Source organism: Microcoleus vaginatus PCC 9802 (assembly GCA_022701275.1).
GTDB lineage: Bacteria > Cyanobacteriota > Cyanobacteriia > Cyanobacteriales > Microcoleaceae > Microcoleus > Microcoleus vaginatus_A.
Map to the genome: position 1 here is coordinate 5,767,242 of CP031740.1, position 15,065 is coordinate 5,782,306.

The 15,065-nt window shown below is 45.6% G+C and carries 13 protein-coding genes, 3 pseudogenes and 1 riboswitch; of the genes and pseudogenes, 12 read left to right on the forward strand and 4 right to left on the reverse strand.

Going from position 1 to position 15,065, the window contains the following annotated elements:
* Window positions 1–397 precede the first annotated feature (397 nt).
* The 8 genes and pseudogenes from D0A34_23900 (at window position 398) to D0A34_23935 (ending at window position 7,853) form a co-directional block, all read left to right on the forward strand.
* Entirely contained in the window at window positions 398–1,243 is an 846-nt protein-coding gene (locus D0A34_23900; GenBank protein UNU21486.1) for a protease HtpX, read from the forward strand.
* A 104-nt stretch (window positions 1,244–1,347) separates the two neighbouring features.
* Window positions 1,348–1,734, forward strand: coding sequence for a DUF1523 family protein (locus tag D0A34_23905; GenBank protein UNU21487.1), 387 nt, complete (start codon window positions 1,348–1,350; stop codon window positions 1,732–1,734).
* A 90-nt stretch (window positions 1,735–1,824) separates the two neighbouring features.
* Window positions 1,825–3,222, forward strand: a complete 1,398-nt coding sequence (locus D0A34_23910) for an ABC transporter substrate-binding protein (protein ID UNU21488.1) — start codon at window positions 1,825–1,827, stop codon at window positions 3,220–3,222.
* Between the two features lie 108 nt (window positions 3,223–3,330).
* On the forward strand, window positions 3,331–4,746 hold the full coding sequence (locus D0A34_23915; protein ID UNU21489.1) for an ABC transporter substrate-binding protein: 1,416 nt from the start codon (window positions 3,331–3,333) through the stop codon (window positions 4,744–4,746).
* A gap of 196 nt (window positions 4,747–4,942) precedes the next feature.
* Window positions 4,943–5,044, forward strand: a pseudogene (locus D0A34_23920) (Uma2 family endonuclease).
* Window positions 5,045–5,155: 111 nt separating this feature from the next.
* Window positions 5,156–5,301: riboswitch (cobalamin riboswitch) on the forward strand.
* A 160-nt stretch (window positions 5,302–5,461) separates the two neighbouring features.
* Entirely contained in the window at window positions 5,462–5,902 is a 441-nt protein-coding gene (locus D0A34_23925) for a hypothetical protein (protein ID UNU21490.1), read from the forward strand.
* Window positions 5,903–5,921: 19 nt separating this feature from the next.
* Entirely contained in the window at window positions 5,922–6,788 is an 867-nt protein-coding gene (locus D0A34_23930; GenBank protein ID UNU21491.1) for a methyltransferase domain-containing protein, read from the forward strand.
* A 216-nt stretch (window positions 6,789–7,004) separates the two neighbouring features.
* Entirely contained in the window at window positions 7,005–7,853 is an 849-nt protein-coding gene (locus tag D0A34_23935) for an ABC transporter ATP-binding protein (protein UNU21492.1), read from the forward strand.
* Window positions 7,854–8,060: 207 nt separating this feature from the next.
* Here the strand turns inward: D0A34_23935 and D0A34_23940 are convergent, their stop codons facing one another.
* On the reverse strand, window positions 8,061–8,762 hold the full coding sequence (locus D0A34_23940; protein UNU22439.1) for a phosphatidate cytidylyltransferase: 702 nt from the start codon (window positions 8,760–8,762) through the stop codon (window positions 8,061–8,063).
* Window positions 8,763–8,993: 231 nt separating this feature from the next.
* Between D0A34_23940 and D0A34_23945 the strand changes: the two genes are divergently transcribed.
* From D0A34_23945 to D0A34_23960, 4 genes and pseudogenes are all read left to right on the forward strand, one after another.
* Window positions 8,994–9,305, forward strand: coding sequence for a hypothetical protein (locus D0A34_23945; GenBank protein UNU21493.1), 312 nt, complete (start codon window positions 8,994–8,996; stop codon window positions 9,303–9,305).
* Complete coding sequence (locus D0A34_23950) at window positions 9,299–10,360, forward strand: glycosyltransferase family 2 protein (GenBank protein ID UNU21494.1); 1,062 nt, start codon at window positions 9,299–9,301, stop codon at window positions 10,358–10,360. Before D0A34_23945 ends, D0A34_23950 begins: the two co-directional genes overlap by 7 nt.
* Before the next feature lie 92 nt (window positions 10,361–10,452).
* Window positions 10,453–10,578, forward strand: a pseudogene (locus D0A34_23955) (antibiotic biosynthesis monooxygenase).
* 53 nt (window positions 10,579–10,631) lie between these two features.
* Window positions 10,632–11,138 carry a damage-inducible protein DinB gene (locus tag D0A34_23960; GenBank protein ID UNU21495.1) on the forward strand — a complete coding sequence of 169 codons (507 nt, stop codon included), beginning with the start codon at window positions 10,632–10,634 and terminating at the stop codon, window positions 11,136–11,138.
* A 314-nt stretch (window positions 11,139–11,452) separates the two neighbouring features.
* Here the strand turns inward: D0A34_23960 and D0A34_23965 are convergent.
* The 3 genes and pseudogenes from D0A34_23965 to D0A34_23975 form a co-directional block, all read right to left on the reverse strand.
* Window positions 11,453–13,126 (reverse strand): annotated as a pseudogene (locus D0A34_23965) (SulP family inorganic anion transporter).
* Window positions 13,127–13,500: 374 nt separating this feature from the next.
* Window positions 13,501–14,448 carry a glycosyltransferase gene (locus tag D0A34_23970; protein UNU22440.1) on the reverse strand — a complete coding sequence of 316 codons (948 nt, stop codon included), beginning with the start codon at window positions 14,446–14,448 and terminating at the stop codon, window positions 13,501–13,503.
* Between the two features lie 128 nt (window positions 14,449–14,576).
* Complete coding sequence (locus D0A34_23975) at window positions 14,577–15,047, reverse strand: tetratricopeptide repeat protein (protein UNU22441.1); 471 nt, start codon at window positions 15,045–15,047, stop codon at window positions 14,577–14,579.
* Between the last annotated feature and the right edge of the window lie 18 nt (window positions 15,048–15,065).

Consider the following 15,065-nt stretch of genomic DNA (forward strand, 5'->3'; position numbering starts at 1 on the left):
TAGGTCATCCTGAGCGACAGCCCTTCACTGCGTCGTGCCACGTAAACTCCGGATCTCAAAGAGGGCCCAGATGCTTCACGATCGCAACGCTCTCCTGAGCTATGCGTTGCATCGGGACTCAGCATGACAGTTGACGGAGCAAGTCCTATATTTGCTTTTCTAGATATTGCAATAATTCTTCAAAATATGACTTTTATGAACTCGAACCTAATGACTTTTATGAAATCACTTAATGAATTATATGAATTGACTTCCACCGAGGGTTTGGTTATGTTAACACTATTCACTTGAAAATGATTAAATCTCAAATCAGGGAATAGACATTAAACAAGCTATTTCTGCGATAAATCCGGTATTTCTGGAGTTAAAAATGTAGAAAAATTAGGAGCTATCGGAGATGCTGAATCAAATTAAAACAGTTGCTTTGTTAGGTCTGCTGAGCGCCCTGTTAACTACCATTAGCTATGGAGTCATCGGCGGTACAGGTGGTGCGATTATAGGTATTGTCTTGACCGCTGCGATGAATTTCAGTGCTTGGTATTACTCAGATAAAATTGCGCTAGCGGCTTACGGTGCTCGACCTGTAACTGCTAGCCGATCGCCGAAAATTTACAGCATGGTGGAAAGACTCTGCCAACGCGCGGGTTTGCCCGTACCAGCAGTGTACACGATCGCCACTCCGGCTGCCAATGCTTTTGCGACTGGTCGCGACCCGGAACACGCAGCGATCGCTTTTACTGATGGCATTCTGAATCTGCTGTCAGACGACGAACTCGAAGGGGTGATCGCGCACGAACTCAGCCACATCCAGAACCGCGACACCCTGACGCAAGCGGTAGCAGCTACGGTTGCAGGTGCGATTTCGCTGTTAGCGCAGATGGCTAGCAATGCTATGTGGTTTGGAGTGGGAGGAGGCGATCGCAGCGATCGCAATCCTTTCGCGTTGATTTTAACTGTCATCTTGGCTCCCATTGCTGCTACAGCAATTCAGTTAGCCATTTCGCGCACGCGGGAATTTTCTGCCGATACAAGTGCAGCAAAATTAACTGGAAACCCGCGCGCTTTAGCTAATGCTTTGCAACGCTTAGAAACCAGTGCACGACAAATACCAATTCAAAGCAATCCCGCTTTTGCACCGCTGTTAATTGTCAATTTTTCGGGGGGAAATTGGTATACAAGTCTATTTTCTACTCACCCTTCCACACAGGCGCGAATTAAAAATTTGTTGAAATTAGAACACTAATTGCCCAATTTTGAAGGGGTGTTCGCGAGAATATCATCGACTAACAGCACAAATTAAAGCTTGTCATGCAATCAAATCCTATTTTGAATTTATGAGGGCATTTTATGAACCGAAACACTTCTTTTCAACGCAGTAACACTAGAGCAAATTTTCTGTCTAATTGGTTTTTTCACAACTCATGGTTAATGTGGGTTGTTGTCTGCAACCTTCCTGTGGCAGTGTTAAATTACACCAACGTGCAAGAACAAGAGGTTCAAGTGATTGATTTGGAAAGTCGGCGATCCGGCGAGTCCAGCGAACTCCGGCTAATTCACACCAACTCCGGCGTGTTTATGAATTCAGACACGTTGTGGTGGTTCAAATTCAACAGTTCCGACGTTCAAAGCAAGCTCATTCAAGCAAAACAATCTGGTAAAAAAGTGCGGATAAAAACTGTTGGTACCCGCATCCCTTTGTTTTCCCAATATCCGAATATATTGGAAATTCATTGAACTGTTTAGATTTTCTCATTCCAGGCAGAGCTGAAAATGCGTACCCGGAGGAAGCTCCTCCAAACAATATCAAAATAAGGAGAACAAATCATGTATCAACATACTAACCAAAGAAAAAGTCCGCCGCCCATTGTTTTTATTATCCTCGGCTTAATTGCGTTTGGCGGGTACAAGTTTATTCCCGGTTTATTCCCGGGCAAAAGTTCAGATACATCGGGGGCGATCGCAAATCGCATCAGTTTAGGAAATCAGATATTGCTGGCATCCCAAACAACAGCAGAAAAAAAAGCCGGCGTTGAAGCTTTTGTCAAGGGAGATTACCAAGCAGCCGTCAAAAATTTTCAGGATTCGCTGCAACAAAATCGCAACGATCCCGAAACCATTATTTATTTGAATAATGCCATTATTTATTTGAATAAGGCTACAGCCAGCAATGGTTCTTCCTTAAAAATTGCTGTCAGCGTCCCCATTGGTAGTAACCCCAATGTCGCCCAAGAAATCCTCCGAGGTGTCGCCCAAGCTCAGGATGAAATCAATACTAGCGGTGGCATCAACGGCGGCAAACTGCAAGTAGAAATTGTCAACGATGACAATAGTCCAGAAGTGGTCAGAGAAGTTGCAAAGGCATTGACAAAAGATCAGAATATACTAGCAGTAATTGGACACAATGCTAGCAATGCGTCTCTCGAAGCGGCTCCGATATATCAGCAAGAAAAACTGGTAATGGTGACACCGACGAGCTTTGCCAATAATCTCTCAGGATTTGGCAGCTACATCTTTCGGACAGTCCCCAATATTAGCGTAATGGCGGCTCCCTTAGCAGAATATGTAGTTAAAACAGAACGCCAAACTAATATTGCCGTTTGTTATGACTCGCAAGCACCCGATAACATATCATTTAAAGATGAATTTGTGGCAGCTCTTACTGCTGCTGGAGGCAGATTAGTTCCCACTGTTTGCGACTTTTCGTTACCCTCTTTTAATCCCAACATTGCCCTCGCCGATGCTGTCAGCAAAGGAGCACAAGCATTGATGCTAGCACCCCACATCGATCGCATCGATCGCGCCATCTCTCTGGCACGCATCAATCGAGGCAAATTGCCACTCTACGGCAGCACTACGCTCTACACCTTTCAAACTTTAAAAGAAGGGCAAAGCGACGTTAACGGCTTAGTATTGCCCGTTCCTTGGCATCCAGAAACTAATCCCGGCAGCCCTTTCCCAGAAAATGCCCGTCGGCGGTGGGGAGGAATTGTGAATTGGCGAACAGCAACGAGTTTTGATGCAACTCAAGCTGTGATCGCTGGCTTGCGGCAAAGCACTACGCGGGAAGGATTGCAACAAGCACTCAGAAATGCGAGTTTTTCCACACCAGGATCAAGCGAGGATGTGAAGTTTTTGCCCACGGGCGATCGGGCTGGTAAGCCGATTTTAGTACAAGTTAAACAAGGAGGAAGCACTGGCTATAACTTTGTCCCGCTGCGGTAAGTTTGCTTTCGTGCGATCAAACTAATTATTCTTGTTCCCAGGCTCTGCCAGGGAATGCGTACCCGGAGGAAGAGCCTCCAAACAATATCAAAATAAGGAGAACAAATCATGTATCAAGATACTAACAAAAGAAAAAGTCCGCCACCCATTGTTTTTATAATCATTTTCGGCTTAATTGGGTTGGGCGCATACAAGTTCCTTCCCGGTTTATTGGCATCCAAAAGTTCAGATACACCTACATCGGGAACGAGTCCATCGGCATCGAGTCCATCGGGTGCGATCGCAACTCGCATGAGTTTAGGAAATCAGATATTGCTGACATCGCAAACAACAGCCGAAAAGCAAGCAGGCGTTACAGCTTTTGCCAAAGGAGATTACAAAGAAGCTGTTCAAAAATTTCAGGCTTCGCTGCAACAAAATCGCAACGATCCGGAAACGGTAATCTATTTGAATAATGCGAGAGTAAGCGATCGCACTTCTCTGAAAATTGCCGTCAGCGTGCCGAGCGGCAGCAACCCCAACATCGCCCAAGAAATCCTCCGAGGTGTCGCCCAAGCTCAAGATGAAATCAACGCTAGGGGAGGAATTAACGGTGTCGGTTTGCAAGTTGAAATTGTCAATGACAATAACCGTCCAGAAGTTGCCAAAGAAGTTGCAGCAGTATTAGCAAATGACCAGAAAATTCTAGCGGTAATCGGACACAATGACAGCACTGCGTCTTTAGCTGCCGCTCCAGTTTATCAGGAAAAGAAACTGGTGATGATCACACCTACCAGCAGTACGAATAATTTGTCAGGTTTTGGCAGCTATATTTTTCGGACTGTGCTAAATAGTGGCTCGACGACTGCTCCTTTAGCAGAGTATATCGTCAAACAAGCAGGCAAAGCCAATATTGCCTTCTGCTACGACTCTCAAGCTGCTGGCAGCGCTTCCTTTAAGGATGAATTTATTGCCTCTCTTTCAGCATCAGGTGGCAGATTAGTTCCTATTGTCTGCGACTTGTCAGCGCCAACATTTAATCCCAACAATGCCATTGCCGATGCTGTTAGCAAAGGAGCAGAAGGATTGATGCTAGCACCCTACATCGAGCGCCTCGATCGCGCGATCGATCTAGCCCGTGCAAATCAAGGCAAATTGCCGCTTTACGGCAGTTCAACTCTTTACACCTTTCAAACGCTAAAAGACGGGCAAAAAGACATTGACGGGCTTGTTTTGGCTGTTTCCTGGCATCCTGAAACTAATCCCGGCAGCACTTTCCCAAAAAATGCCAGTCAGCGCTGGGGAGGAGTAGTAAATTGGCGGACAGCAATGAGTTTTGATGCGACTCAAGCTGTCATCGCTGGCTTGCGGCAAAGCAATACGCGGGAAGGCTTGCAACAAGCACTCAGAAATCCGAATTTCTCTACACCGGGATCAAGTGAGGATGTGAAGTTTTTGCCCACGGGCGATCGGGCTGGTAAGCCGATTTTAGTGGAAGTTAAACAAGGAGGAAGCACTGGCTATAACTTTGTCCCGCTGCGGTAAGTTTGTTAAGTGCGATCGGGCATCCTGCCCACTTCACAATCAACTTAACTCTTTGGGGAACAGGCATCGGGCCTGTTTTTTAGCCTGATTAAAATCCAAGTTTATGTTTAATTAACATGATTTTTAATAGAAAATGAAATGGCGAAATTAAAGGAGAGCGTTGTATATGATCGCGCCCTTTTAAACCAAAAGCTACATTGCTGAATAATATCTAGAAGCTGAAGTCAATTCTCAGGAGAGGCATGAATTTCTCAATGAAAAAATTATTGGGATGACTGGCGACACACCGAATCACAATATAGACTTGAAAAGGAAGTCTTGGGCCGACAGGATGCCTAACCCCTACTCCCCACAATAATTGTTGCAGATGTCCGATCGCTTTTTTGTCAAATATCCCCAATAGTGGTAATATCCCCGTATATCGATCGGCTCTGATGGAGAACAGCCATCAGACGCAAGGGGGAAAGTTCGGTGCGAATCCGGCGCTGTCCCGCAACTGTAATGAGATCATTGGAGCTCTGAGTCAGGATGCCCGCCGATTTGTTTACCTGTTGTTTTTCATCTGCGAGGTATGGATGATGGTGAGTTTATTATTTTTTTAATTATTGGATTGGGGTTTTTTAACCGCAGATATCAGCAGATAAACACAGATGAACGCTGATGTAATTCGCTCTGGGTTCTGAAGCGTATTTTATTTTAATGGAAATGAAAAGAAATGCGAATCGAAGATAGTGTTTGGCAGGGTAGTTTTGGCTACTGGCAAAACTTGTTTATTCACCAGAATATTTTGCCGATCGGACATACTGCTTGGAATGGCTTTTTGAATCAAGGACGAGGCTTGGTTGCTTGCAAAATCAATACTCCCATTAACGGTTCTGTGAATTGGAGCGTAGATACTATAAAGTACGATCTGCAATTTATTTCCGACTTGGAGGCAACGGTTTATTTGCAACAACTAGAAATAGAGGAGAACACTGTTTCAAATCTGCTCCAAATCATTGCTGGCTACGAACCCAAGGAAGCAATTATATTTTTGTCGATCGCCAACGGTCAGATTGATATCAATTTGTTGCAAAACTTGGCAATTTCTCCTGTTGAGTGCTATGAACAAGTATGCAAGCGCTGGGAAGAATTTCAACTCTGCCCGAAATCCTAAAACTTACTAAATTTTCCGAATGTCGCAGCCAAAATCCATCGAAATTTCCAAGGTAACTCGCTACCAAAATGCAGCGCTTAATTACTATTTGGGCCTGACAGATTCGCCCTACCTTCACTACGGCTATTGGGAAACCCTACCTGTGCCCGCTGACGAACTAACGATCGCACGATTGCGCGTCGCTCAGCAAGCTTATACTGTAAAACTGTTGGATGCTATCCCCAAAGGCACTCATACGATACTCGATGTGGGCTGTGGGATTGGCGGAAATGCGGCTTATTTGCTCGATCGAGGTTTTGCAGTCGAAGGGATCGCACCCGATCCGTTCCAACAACAGCGCTTTCTTAAGTGTACGGGCGATCGGGCAATCTTCCACCTCACGAGGTTTGAAGACTTCAAAGCAACCCATTTCTACGATCTTATTCTCTTTAGCGAAAGTAGCCAGTATATGTCGGCTGTTGATATTGCTAACGGTGCCGCCAAAATCCTCAATCAGGGTGGCTACGTGTTGCTGGCTGATATGCTGCGCTCTGATGCTAATTATAAAGAGGGAATGTTCTCTAATTGTCATGTTGTTACCGAACTTCATGCAGCATTAAAGCAGGCTGGATTCACTTTAGTAAAAACTGAGGATATTTCCGCCAATATTTTGCCGACTATCGATTTGTATGTCGATACTTTTCGCAGATATGGACTAAATACAATGATCTATGTTGCCGATTTGATTGCCATCACAGTTCCCCCCGTCCACAAATTCCTGCGCTGGATATTTCGTCGCTGGTTCAAGAAGCTAGTGGTTGAAGGATTGGAAGCGGGCCAACTTTTTGAGAAACATCTCTGTTATGAAATGCAACTTTGGCAGTTGTCAAAATCAGATCAAGGCTGACACAAATATAGCAATCCTAAATCATTTGTGAATTTCTTACTCCCTCCCCTTGATAAGGGGAGGGTTGGGGTGGGGTAAAAAGTTTACGACTCCTGCAAGGATTGCTATACAATGGAAATCGGTAATCGGTAATTGGTAATTGGAGGCATAGCCTCCGGGTATTTATTCCCAGGGAGAGTCTGGGAACAAGGCTATAAAAAATAAAAAATAACGAATATGTCTGAATGGATTCTCGAATTCGCTGGCACTTCCTACTCCTATCCCTGCGGTTCGCGATCGGCAATTCATGATTTAAACCTCAAAGTCCCCGCTGGGAAACGGTGCGGGCTGATCGGTCAAAATGGCTGTGGCAAAACTACCTTTTTTCTGTTAGCAAATGGCTTATATCAACCGCAACAGGGAATCATTAGCTGGCAAGGTGAACCCTTTCGCTACGATCGCAAATCTTTGATGCAACTGCGCCAACAAATCGGACTCGTCTTTCAAAATCCCGAACATCAATTAGTAGCTTCGACGGTAGAAGAAGATATTTCCTATGGATTGTACAATTTAGGCTTAAGAGAATCCGAAATTGCTCAACAGGTGCAGCAGGCGATCGAGCAATTCGATCTAAGCGAACTCGCCCGCGAACCAATTCACAATCTCAGTTTGGGCCAGAAAAAGCGGGTTTCCATCGCCGATATCATGGTTCTCAAGCCCAAACTGCTGCTGTTAGATGAACCTACCGCTTATCTCGATCCGCGTCACACCCGACAACTGATCGGTTTACTTCAACAAATTCACAGCGCCGGAACCACCATCCTTTTAGCAAGTCACGACCTCGATTTCATCTACCGCTGGGCGGATTGGGTGTTTGTAATGGATCGAGGAAAACTGATTTTAGAAGGAACACCAGAAACCGTTTTTGCTCAGCGGGATGTCTTGGAACAATTGCAGCTTGGTGTACCACTGGCGATCGAGCTTATGGAGCAAATAAGGGCGATGTTTCCAACAGAAGATCGCTCAAAAATCCCCGCTTTCGAGCAATGGCAACAACAAATTTTACAAGCACGTCGGCTGCTTTAACGAGACTTAGACAATTGATAATTGGCGTTGCTGATTCACGGTATGAATTACCTTTTCGCTTGAAGTTACAAAACTCACCAGACTTGGCTTATAGCAATTGGGAAATCTGAAATTCATACCTGTATTCAGCCACGCCGTTTATAGCAATTGGGAAATCTTGAATTCATATCTGTATCCAGCAACGCCGCCCGTGGGGGTAAGTTCAGATTACACATTACCCATTATCAAAAATTGATTTAGGAAAAAGGCGATCGCCCCACTGCCGATCGGCACAGTCAGATTGTCAATTCCCAGCTTGGAAACCGACTCCAAAGTAGCAGCAGCCAAAGCTACAACAGCAGACACAGCCCAAGTTTGCCAAATATTGCCTTGAACCGTCAGCAAAATCAAACTGCTAACAGCAAAACTCACCAAATACATAGTTGCAGAACCTTCCCAACTCTTCTGGATTCCCCCAACTCGATAAATATGTTTGCCGTATTTCTGGCCGATGACAGCAGCCAATCCGTCGCCCCAAGTCATGACTAAAATGCCCAAAGCAGCGTACTCCTGATGCTGTAGCGGCCAAAACCAAGCTACGAGAACGCTGATACTAACAGCATAGAAAAAAGTCCCCAAACTCTTGCGGTTGATACTGTTAAGACTGGGCAAAATCGGAACTTGGTAAGAAATTAGGGCGATCGCACCTGCTAAAACCCCCGCCGAAATCCCCACCCAACCGGGTATTTCCAGCCACCAAGCCAGCAAAATCACATTTCCAGTACCGATGTGCACCACCTTCCGCGATACTTCAGGATCGACAGAAGTAAAGCGATTTAACCCTTCAGCTACCAGTAAAATCAAACCCAACCAGATACCCACGAGGGAAATTTGCAACCACACAGTCGGAATTTCAGAAAATATAGACACGATATTTAGGAAAAACTTAGATGGGGCACTGTTTACCACTGTAGTAGAGATTCAATCAATTTCGGCATCAAGGGCGATCGCTTTGTTCGATGTTGGCTGGATTTTCTAGCGTCACTAGCGTATAATTTACTCGCTATTGAAAGTGTCCCGTCCACAGAGCCTAAAGCTTGAACCCAATGCCCATGAGCGCTTTAAAAAAACATCGCCCCAGCCCTGTTGACCTATTAACAGTTGTTTGGAAAGGGAAAACAATTGCGCTATCATGGGTTAAGATGGGACCCGCTTGGGACTGAAAACCGAAACGCGCCAAGTGATTCTGGCGTTTGGGGTGAAACCTGTGGCCTCGGGGAAGTGGAAGCGCGACAACTTTTGGCTCTAGGGCGCGGTCGCACCCGCTTGGTGGTTGGCATTTTTGCCAAGAATACGACCACCTTAATACTAAAGGATGGAAGCAGTTTATTGATGCCCTTTCCCGTCTGCTATAAAAGCATTATGACCGTTATAATCAAGTCCTCGGATATTAGAGGTATTATTGTATGCTAACTTGGTCCTTAGTTGTTTGTACCCTGAACCGTCGAGAAATTTTGCTTAAATGTTTGGAAGCAACACTCAAACAATCTCGCCAACCTCAACAAATGATTATCGTTGATGCTAGTGATGAGTGGCAGGAGTCCAAAAAGTCGATCGCAAATTCCTTAGGCGCGACTTTACTAGAACCAGAATTTATTTATATTGGTTCCGAAATAAAATCATTAACTCACCAAAGGAATGTGGGATTAAAATTTTGCCGGAGTGATGTTGTATTTTTCATTGATGATGACGCTTTTATGTATGCTGACTATGCCGAAAAAGTCATGCAGATATATGAGATGGATGAAAAGGGGCTAATAGGAGGTATCATGGGAGTTTTAGCTGATAGCGAACCAGATAAGGATGAAACATCAGATGCAGTAAGTCAAGCAATATCATCGGATTCAGGGATTAAAAGGTTAAAGAACAGTTTTAGTAATTACCTTAGTCAATTTTGGTATCAAACCGAGCTACTTATTCCTTATAACGGTCAATATTATAATTATAATATGGGGGCAACATTCGGACCCGACTTAGTTGCTGATATTGCTTTATTACACGGTTGTCGCATGACTTTTCGCACCAATATAGTCAGAGAAGTAGGAGGATTTAACGAGATTTTGACTCGTGGGGCAATAGCTGAAGATTCGGATTTAAGTTACCGAATTTCCCAAAAATACGCGCTGGTGGTCGCTTTCCCAGCTAAAATTTGTCACTTGCAAACTCAAGTCGAAAGGTTGAATAGATTTAAAAATGTGCAATTAGGGATATTAAATGCTGTAGCCTTATTTTTGTTAAATAATAATTTTAAGAGCGGGATTAGGCTTGCTGTTTATCGGTTTGCCCTAACCAGGTTGCTCCTTGAGTTCTGTCGTGACTGCTTCAAACCGCAACGGGGTTTTGTGCAGACTAGGGGGGCGTTAGCGGCGATGAAAGTAATCCCACAAATTTTCTCGATGACACCGGAACAGTTACGTACTTGGTATCCTAGTTTTCAAGTATCAGTATATCAGACTAAATCTTTGTAATATAAACCCTGTAGGTAGTTGGGCTGTGTTCGCTACCTACAAATCAACAAGAGAATCATTGGAGAAAACGGAGAAGAATTTTCTCCGACCCGTGGACATCCACAACAGATGCAAGAGCGTTGTTTGAGTCGCCTGCACGGGTTAAAATAGGAGAGGAAGCGGGAGTTAAATCTCCTGAATTTATTTATCTAGACCAATTAGAGTCAAAAGTATTGTGAAAGACCTATTTGTATAATGTAAGTTGTTCAAACTATGTGATTATGTTGTGAGTATGTACGACGGTAGCTACTACCAGCTAATGGCTGAGTACAATTGCTGGATGAATCAAAATGTATATTCGGTCTGCTCGGCAATTCCTGATGAACAGCGCAAACAGGATATGGGTGCCTTTTTTAAGTCGATTCATGGCACTTTGAATCACTTACTGTATGGTGACAAAGCATGGATGGGGCGTTTCACTCTTCACCCATTTTCTGGTACCGTTATCGGTCAAGAACTGTATGCTGAATTTGAGGTTTTGAGAGCAGAACGGGAGACAACGGATCGGCAAATTATAGAATGGTCTAGACATCTTAATCCTGACTGGTTGAGTCAACCGTTTGAGTACACAAGCAATGTAGATGGTAAATGCCGCGTGCTACCGACTTGGGTTTTGGTGACACATATGTTCAATCATCAAACTCACCATAGAGGGCAAATTAGCACACTACTCAAACAACTCGGGTACGACCCAGGCGTTACAGATATTCCGTGGCTACCCGCTATATCAATCGGATAATTTCTACTTGTAAACCGACACGCCTGAAGACTCGGCGGTTAAAACCTCGTATCAACTTGCCTCTGGTTCCAGCAGAGGGGGACTGAAGAAAATCAAGAATTCATATCAATTCCGGTTGCACTCAGACCTGATTCTTGAGTGTTGACTGTTGGCTGTTGGGTAAAATTATGCTTTCGGGACAACTGACTGTTTGGACACTTGAACAATACTGATGCAACCGGAAACGAGATAAAACGATCGATCGATCCATAAAAATAGCAGGAGAAACTGGCACTCCTGCTAAAACACTACTATTTGGGCGAATTCGCGCCTTGTTACACCGGCACTCCCAAGGGGATGCCTTTGTTGTCAACCACAGCGACGGCTTGTCGCAAGGCTGCGGTACGATCGCTCAGGAAATGCTCTGGCGCGATCAGATCCAACAATCCCAACTTCTGCAAGCGCTGCTGAATTTTCGTGCTCGCACCGACAATGTAAACCTGCAACCCCTTATCGCAGGCATCGCGAATCGCATTTTCGATCGCCAGCGAAGCCGTCACCCCCAGCATCGGCACAGCAGTCAGATCCATCACCAAAGCATCCGCATCCTTCATAGCATTGTGTTCGCGGGAAATCGCCTTCGACAACCCAAAAATCATCGGGCCGCTCAAGCAGAACAGCAACACGCGCCCCTGACCCCGATCCAAGAGTTGCTTCTCCTCCTCACTCAGGAGAACCTCATCATCCGTGTCGGAAATCAGCTTCACTCCCGCAGACTGCAAACTACTCAACCGTTCGATAGTCAGGATATTGGCAATAAAGACGCCCACACCCACCGCCACAATCAGATCCACAAACACAGTCAAAAACAGCACCCCGTACATGATCAGGGAACCCTTAACAGATACTTTGTGCGATCGTTTCAGGAAACTCCAGTCAAGGATATCAATCCCCACCTTCAGCGCAATCCCCGCCAACACCGCCATCGGAATCGGTTCAGTTAACTTCGCCGCCCCCAAAACCACCACCAGCAACACCAAGGCCCGAGTTAAACCCGACAACGCCGAAGTCGCGCCTGTTTGGATATTGACCACAGTTCCCATCGTTGCCCCGGCGCCCGGTAAGCCACCGCAGATCCCCGATACGATGTTGCCAATTCCTTGACCGATCAACTCCTTATCGGACTTGTGTTCCGTCCGCGTCAGACTGTCCGCCACCACCGCCGTCAGCAAGGTATCGATACAGCCCAGCATCCCCAGCATCACCCCATCCACAAACATCACCGTGAGTTGACCGGCGGAAAAAGTCGGCAATTGCAAGGGGGGCAGTCCCACCGGAATTTCACCAATCCGGCGAATCTCGGTGCCCTGAAACACAGTCATGGAAATTACCGTGCCGACAATCAGCGCTATCAATTGCGGGGGCACGATTTTCTTCAGCTTTTTGGGCATCAGGAAAATAATTGCCACCGTCAAGGCACCGAGAATTGCTTCCGGCGGATTGACGTTTGCCAGCAACTGCGGAATTGCCATAAAAGTGCCCAAAACACCGCCCTTGGGAGGGGCTTGACCCAGAAACGGTGCAATTTGCAGAATGATCAAAATCACGCCAATTCCCGACATAAAGCCGGAAATCACGCTTTAGGGCATCAGGGTGACGTATTTCCCTAGCTTGAAAATACCAAAGATGATTTGAAACAACCTCGCCAGCATCACAACGGTAAATGCCATTGCTAGCCCTTGTTCGGGATTGCTGGCGGTGAGGGATGCGACGATCGCAGTCATCACCACAGTCATCGGCCCTGTGGGTTCAGAAATCAGTGTCGGGGTACCGCCAAACAGCGCCGCAAAGAAGCCAACGCAAATGGCACCGTACAGTCCCCCGATCGGCCCGACTCCGGAAGCGACCCCGAAGGCGAGGGCCAGGGGCAGCGAGACGATGGCAGCCGTGACACCGCCGAAGATGTCGCCCTTGAGATTATTAAAACGAATCTGATTAGTTATTGAGATGAGTGGTGCATTAATAAAATAGACAGAATTTAACAATGCTGACTTTGATTCCTTCACCCACTCTCAGGGCAAAAGTTTTCCCTAATCGCCTGACAGATAGCACAAGCAGGGCAGACCCAAGGAAAGGTCTGTAGTCGTGCCCGATCGATGTCAAACTCGTAAATACTTAATTTTTCAGTATTTCTTAATTTCTTAATTAAATGTAAAACCTGTGCGATCGAATTTTTATTTTTTGCTGCCGACTCTCTCAACGATCCCCGGCAAGTTCTTGATCGAGCCAAATCTGAGCAAATCTCAAGCCCAGACAAAACCCCGTACTCTAATTAACATTAATATATTATCCGCTGCTGAGAATTAATAACTCTTATTGATGGTTATTTCATCAACTCTCGCACAAACTCAAACGCTTTTGGACGCAACTCGACGGGCAGCAGCGACAATCCCAAACCAGCCCACATTTTCGCCGCAGAAACCGACTTTCCTGCCCGCACCATCAGGCGCCCTTTTGCAGTTTCACCCACCTCAATCAGTCGCAAACCTAGCGCTAATTGAGTTTCTGCAATCCTTTTGACCCTGACTGTTTCTAACTTCTCCGACTCAAACTCGTAGCCGGTCAAATAGCGCAATTTATCGCTTAAATACGGAATTGCCCGATCGACTCCTTGCTGTCCTGCATGAACTCGATACTCCATCAACAGCTCCGGCAAGTAATAGCACTTTTTGCCAGCAATCGCAAGTCTCACAAACAAATCGTTATCTTCGCAATTTTGCAAATTCGGTCGCAGAAATCCTACTTCTTCCAGCGCGCGCCGGCGAAACAAAGTTGCCCCTATTTGTAAACTTTGTCTCAGAAAAACTGCCGAGAGCAAATCTTCAATAATTCCAGCCGACAACTCGGTGCGGCCCCACCGCTGCGAATTGAGTTTCGTCTGGTTTTCGTCAATATAATTATTAATGTCGATCACCCAGTGATCCGTACTGACAAAATCGATGCTGGGGTCTTTATCTAAAATAGCAGATGTCCGCTCTAGAAATTGCGCGCTCAGGCGATCGTCATCGTCAAACTTGATAAAATATTCGCCCCTTGCCGCCGCAAAGCCCGATCGCATATTATTACTCTTGCCAATATTCTGCGGGTGGCGAATGTAGCGAATCCCGCGATCGACAAATTCCGACATCAACAGTGGAGTGCTGTCAGTGGAACCGTCATCACAGATAATTAATTCAAAATCTGTATAAGTTTGATCTAGCACGCTGGCGATCGCACAAGCCAGCAGATGAACTCGATTGCAAGTAGGAATGCAAACGCTAATTTTCGGCACTAACTTAAACAATTTGAGATTTGAGACTTGAGATTACGAAAAAATTCTGAAACCATTGATTTTCTTTCTTCTTCCTTCTTCCTTCTTTCTTCTTCCTTCTTCCTTCTTCCTTCACTCCACAGTTGATTTTAACTCAAACGAGCCGTACATTCGAGAATTAACTTTTGATTCACCAAAGCAAAAGGTTGAATTTCCAAAGCGCGACGAAAAGCTTGAATAGCATTTATGTATTCTCCCAAGGCAGCGTAGCACAAACCTAGACCATGCAACGCCCCAAAATGTACCGGGTTCAGTTTGAGGACGATTTCGCAGTCCTCGATCGACTTTTTATAATTTCCTTGGGTATAGTGAAGTACGGCGCGTCGGTTCCAAGCTTCAGCAAAATCCGGCGCTTCCGCAATCAGTTTCGTCAGCAAATCCAAAGCGTGGTGAACATCGCCTGCATCCAGCGAAACTTGCGATCGCCTGAGAATTTGCATCCCATACTCACCCTTCTGGTTAAACCAAGTACGCCAGAGTTCTGTAGTTGCCCGATCGCGCACGCTTTCGTCAGACTTTTTCAAGTCTTCGAGCAGCGCCTTAACAGATAATTCGTCCATAGGTGCGAAGATTGTTAA

Coding starts and splice junctions, on each gene's coding strand:
- D0A34_23925 (UNU21490.1), top strand. CDS start 5,462: ATGCGAATCGAAGATAGTGTTTGGCAGGGTAGTTTTGGCTACTGGCAA.
- D0A34_23910 (UNU21488.1), top strand. CDS start 1,825: ATGTATCAACATACTAACCAAAGAAAAAGTCCGCCGCCCATTGTTTTT.
- D0A34_23915 (UNU21489.1), top strand. CDS start 3,331: ATGTATCAAGATACTAACAAAAGAAAAAGTCCGCCACCCATTGTTTTT.
- D0A34_23975 (UNU22441.1), bottom strand. CDS start 15,047: ATGGACGAATTATCTGTTAAGGCGCTGCTCGAAGACTTGAAAAAGTCT.
- D0A34_23950 (UNU21494.1), top strand. CDS start 9,299: ATGCTAACTTGGTCCTTAGTTGTTTGTACCCTGAACCGTCGAGAAATT.
- D0A34_23935 (UNU21492.1), top strand. CDS start 7,005: ATGTCTGAATGGATTCTCGAATTCGCTGGCACTTCCTACTCCTATCCC.
- D0A34_23930 (UNU21491.1), top strand. CDS start 5,922: ATGTCGCAGCCAAAATCCATCGAAATTTCCAAGGTAACTCGCTACCAA.
- D0A34_23960 (UNU21495.1), top strand. CDS start 10,632: ATGTACGACGGTAGCTACTACCAGCTAATGGCTGAGTACAATTGCTGG.
- D0A34_23905 (UNU21487.1), top strand. CDS start 1,348: ATGAACCGAAACACTTCTTTTCAACGCAGTAACACTAGAGCAAATTTT.
- D0A34_23900 (UNU21486.1), top strand. CDS start 398: ATGCTGAATCAAATTAAAACAGTTGCTTTGTTAGGTCTGCTGAGCGCC.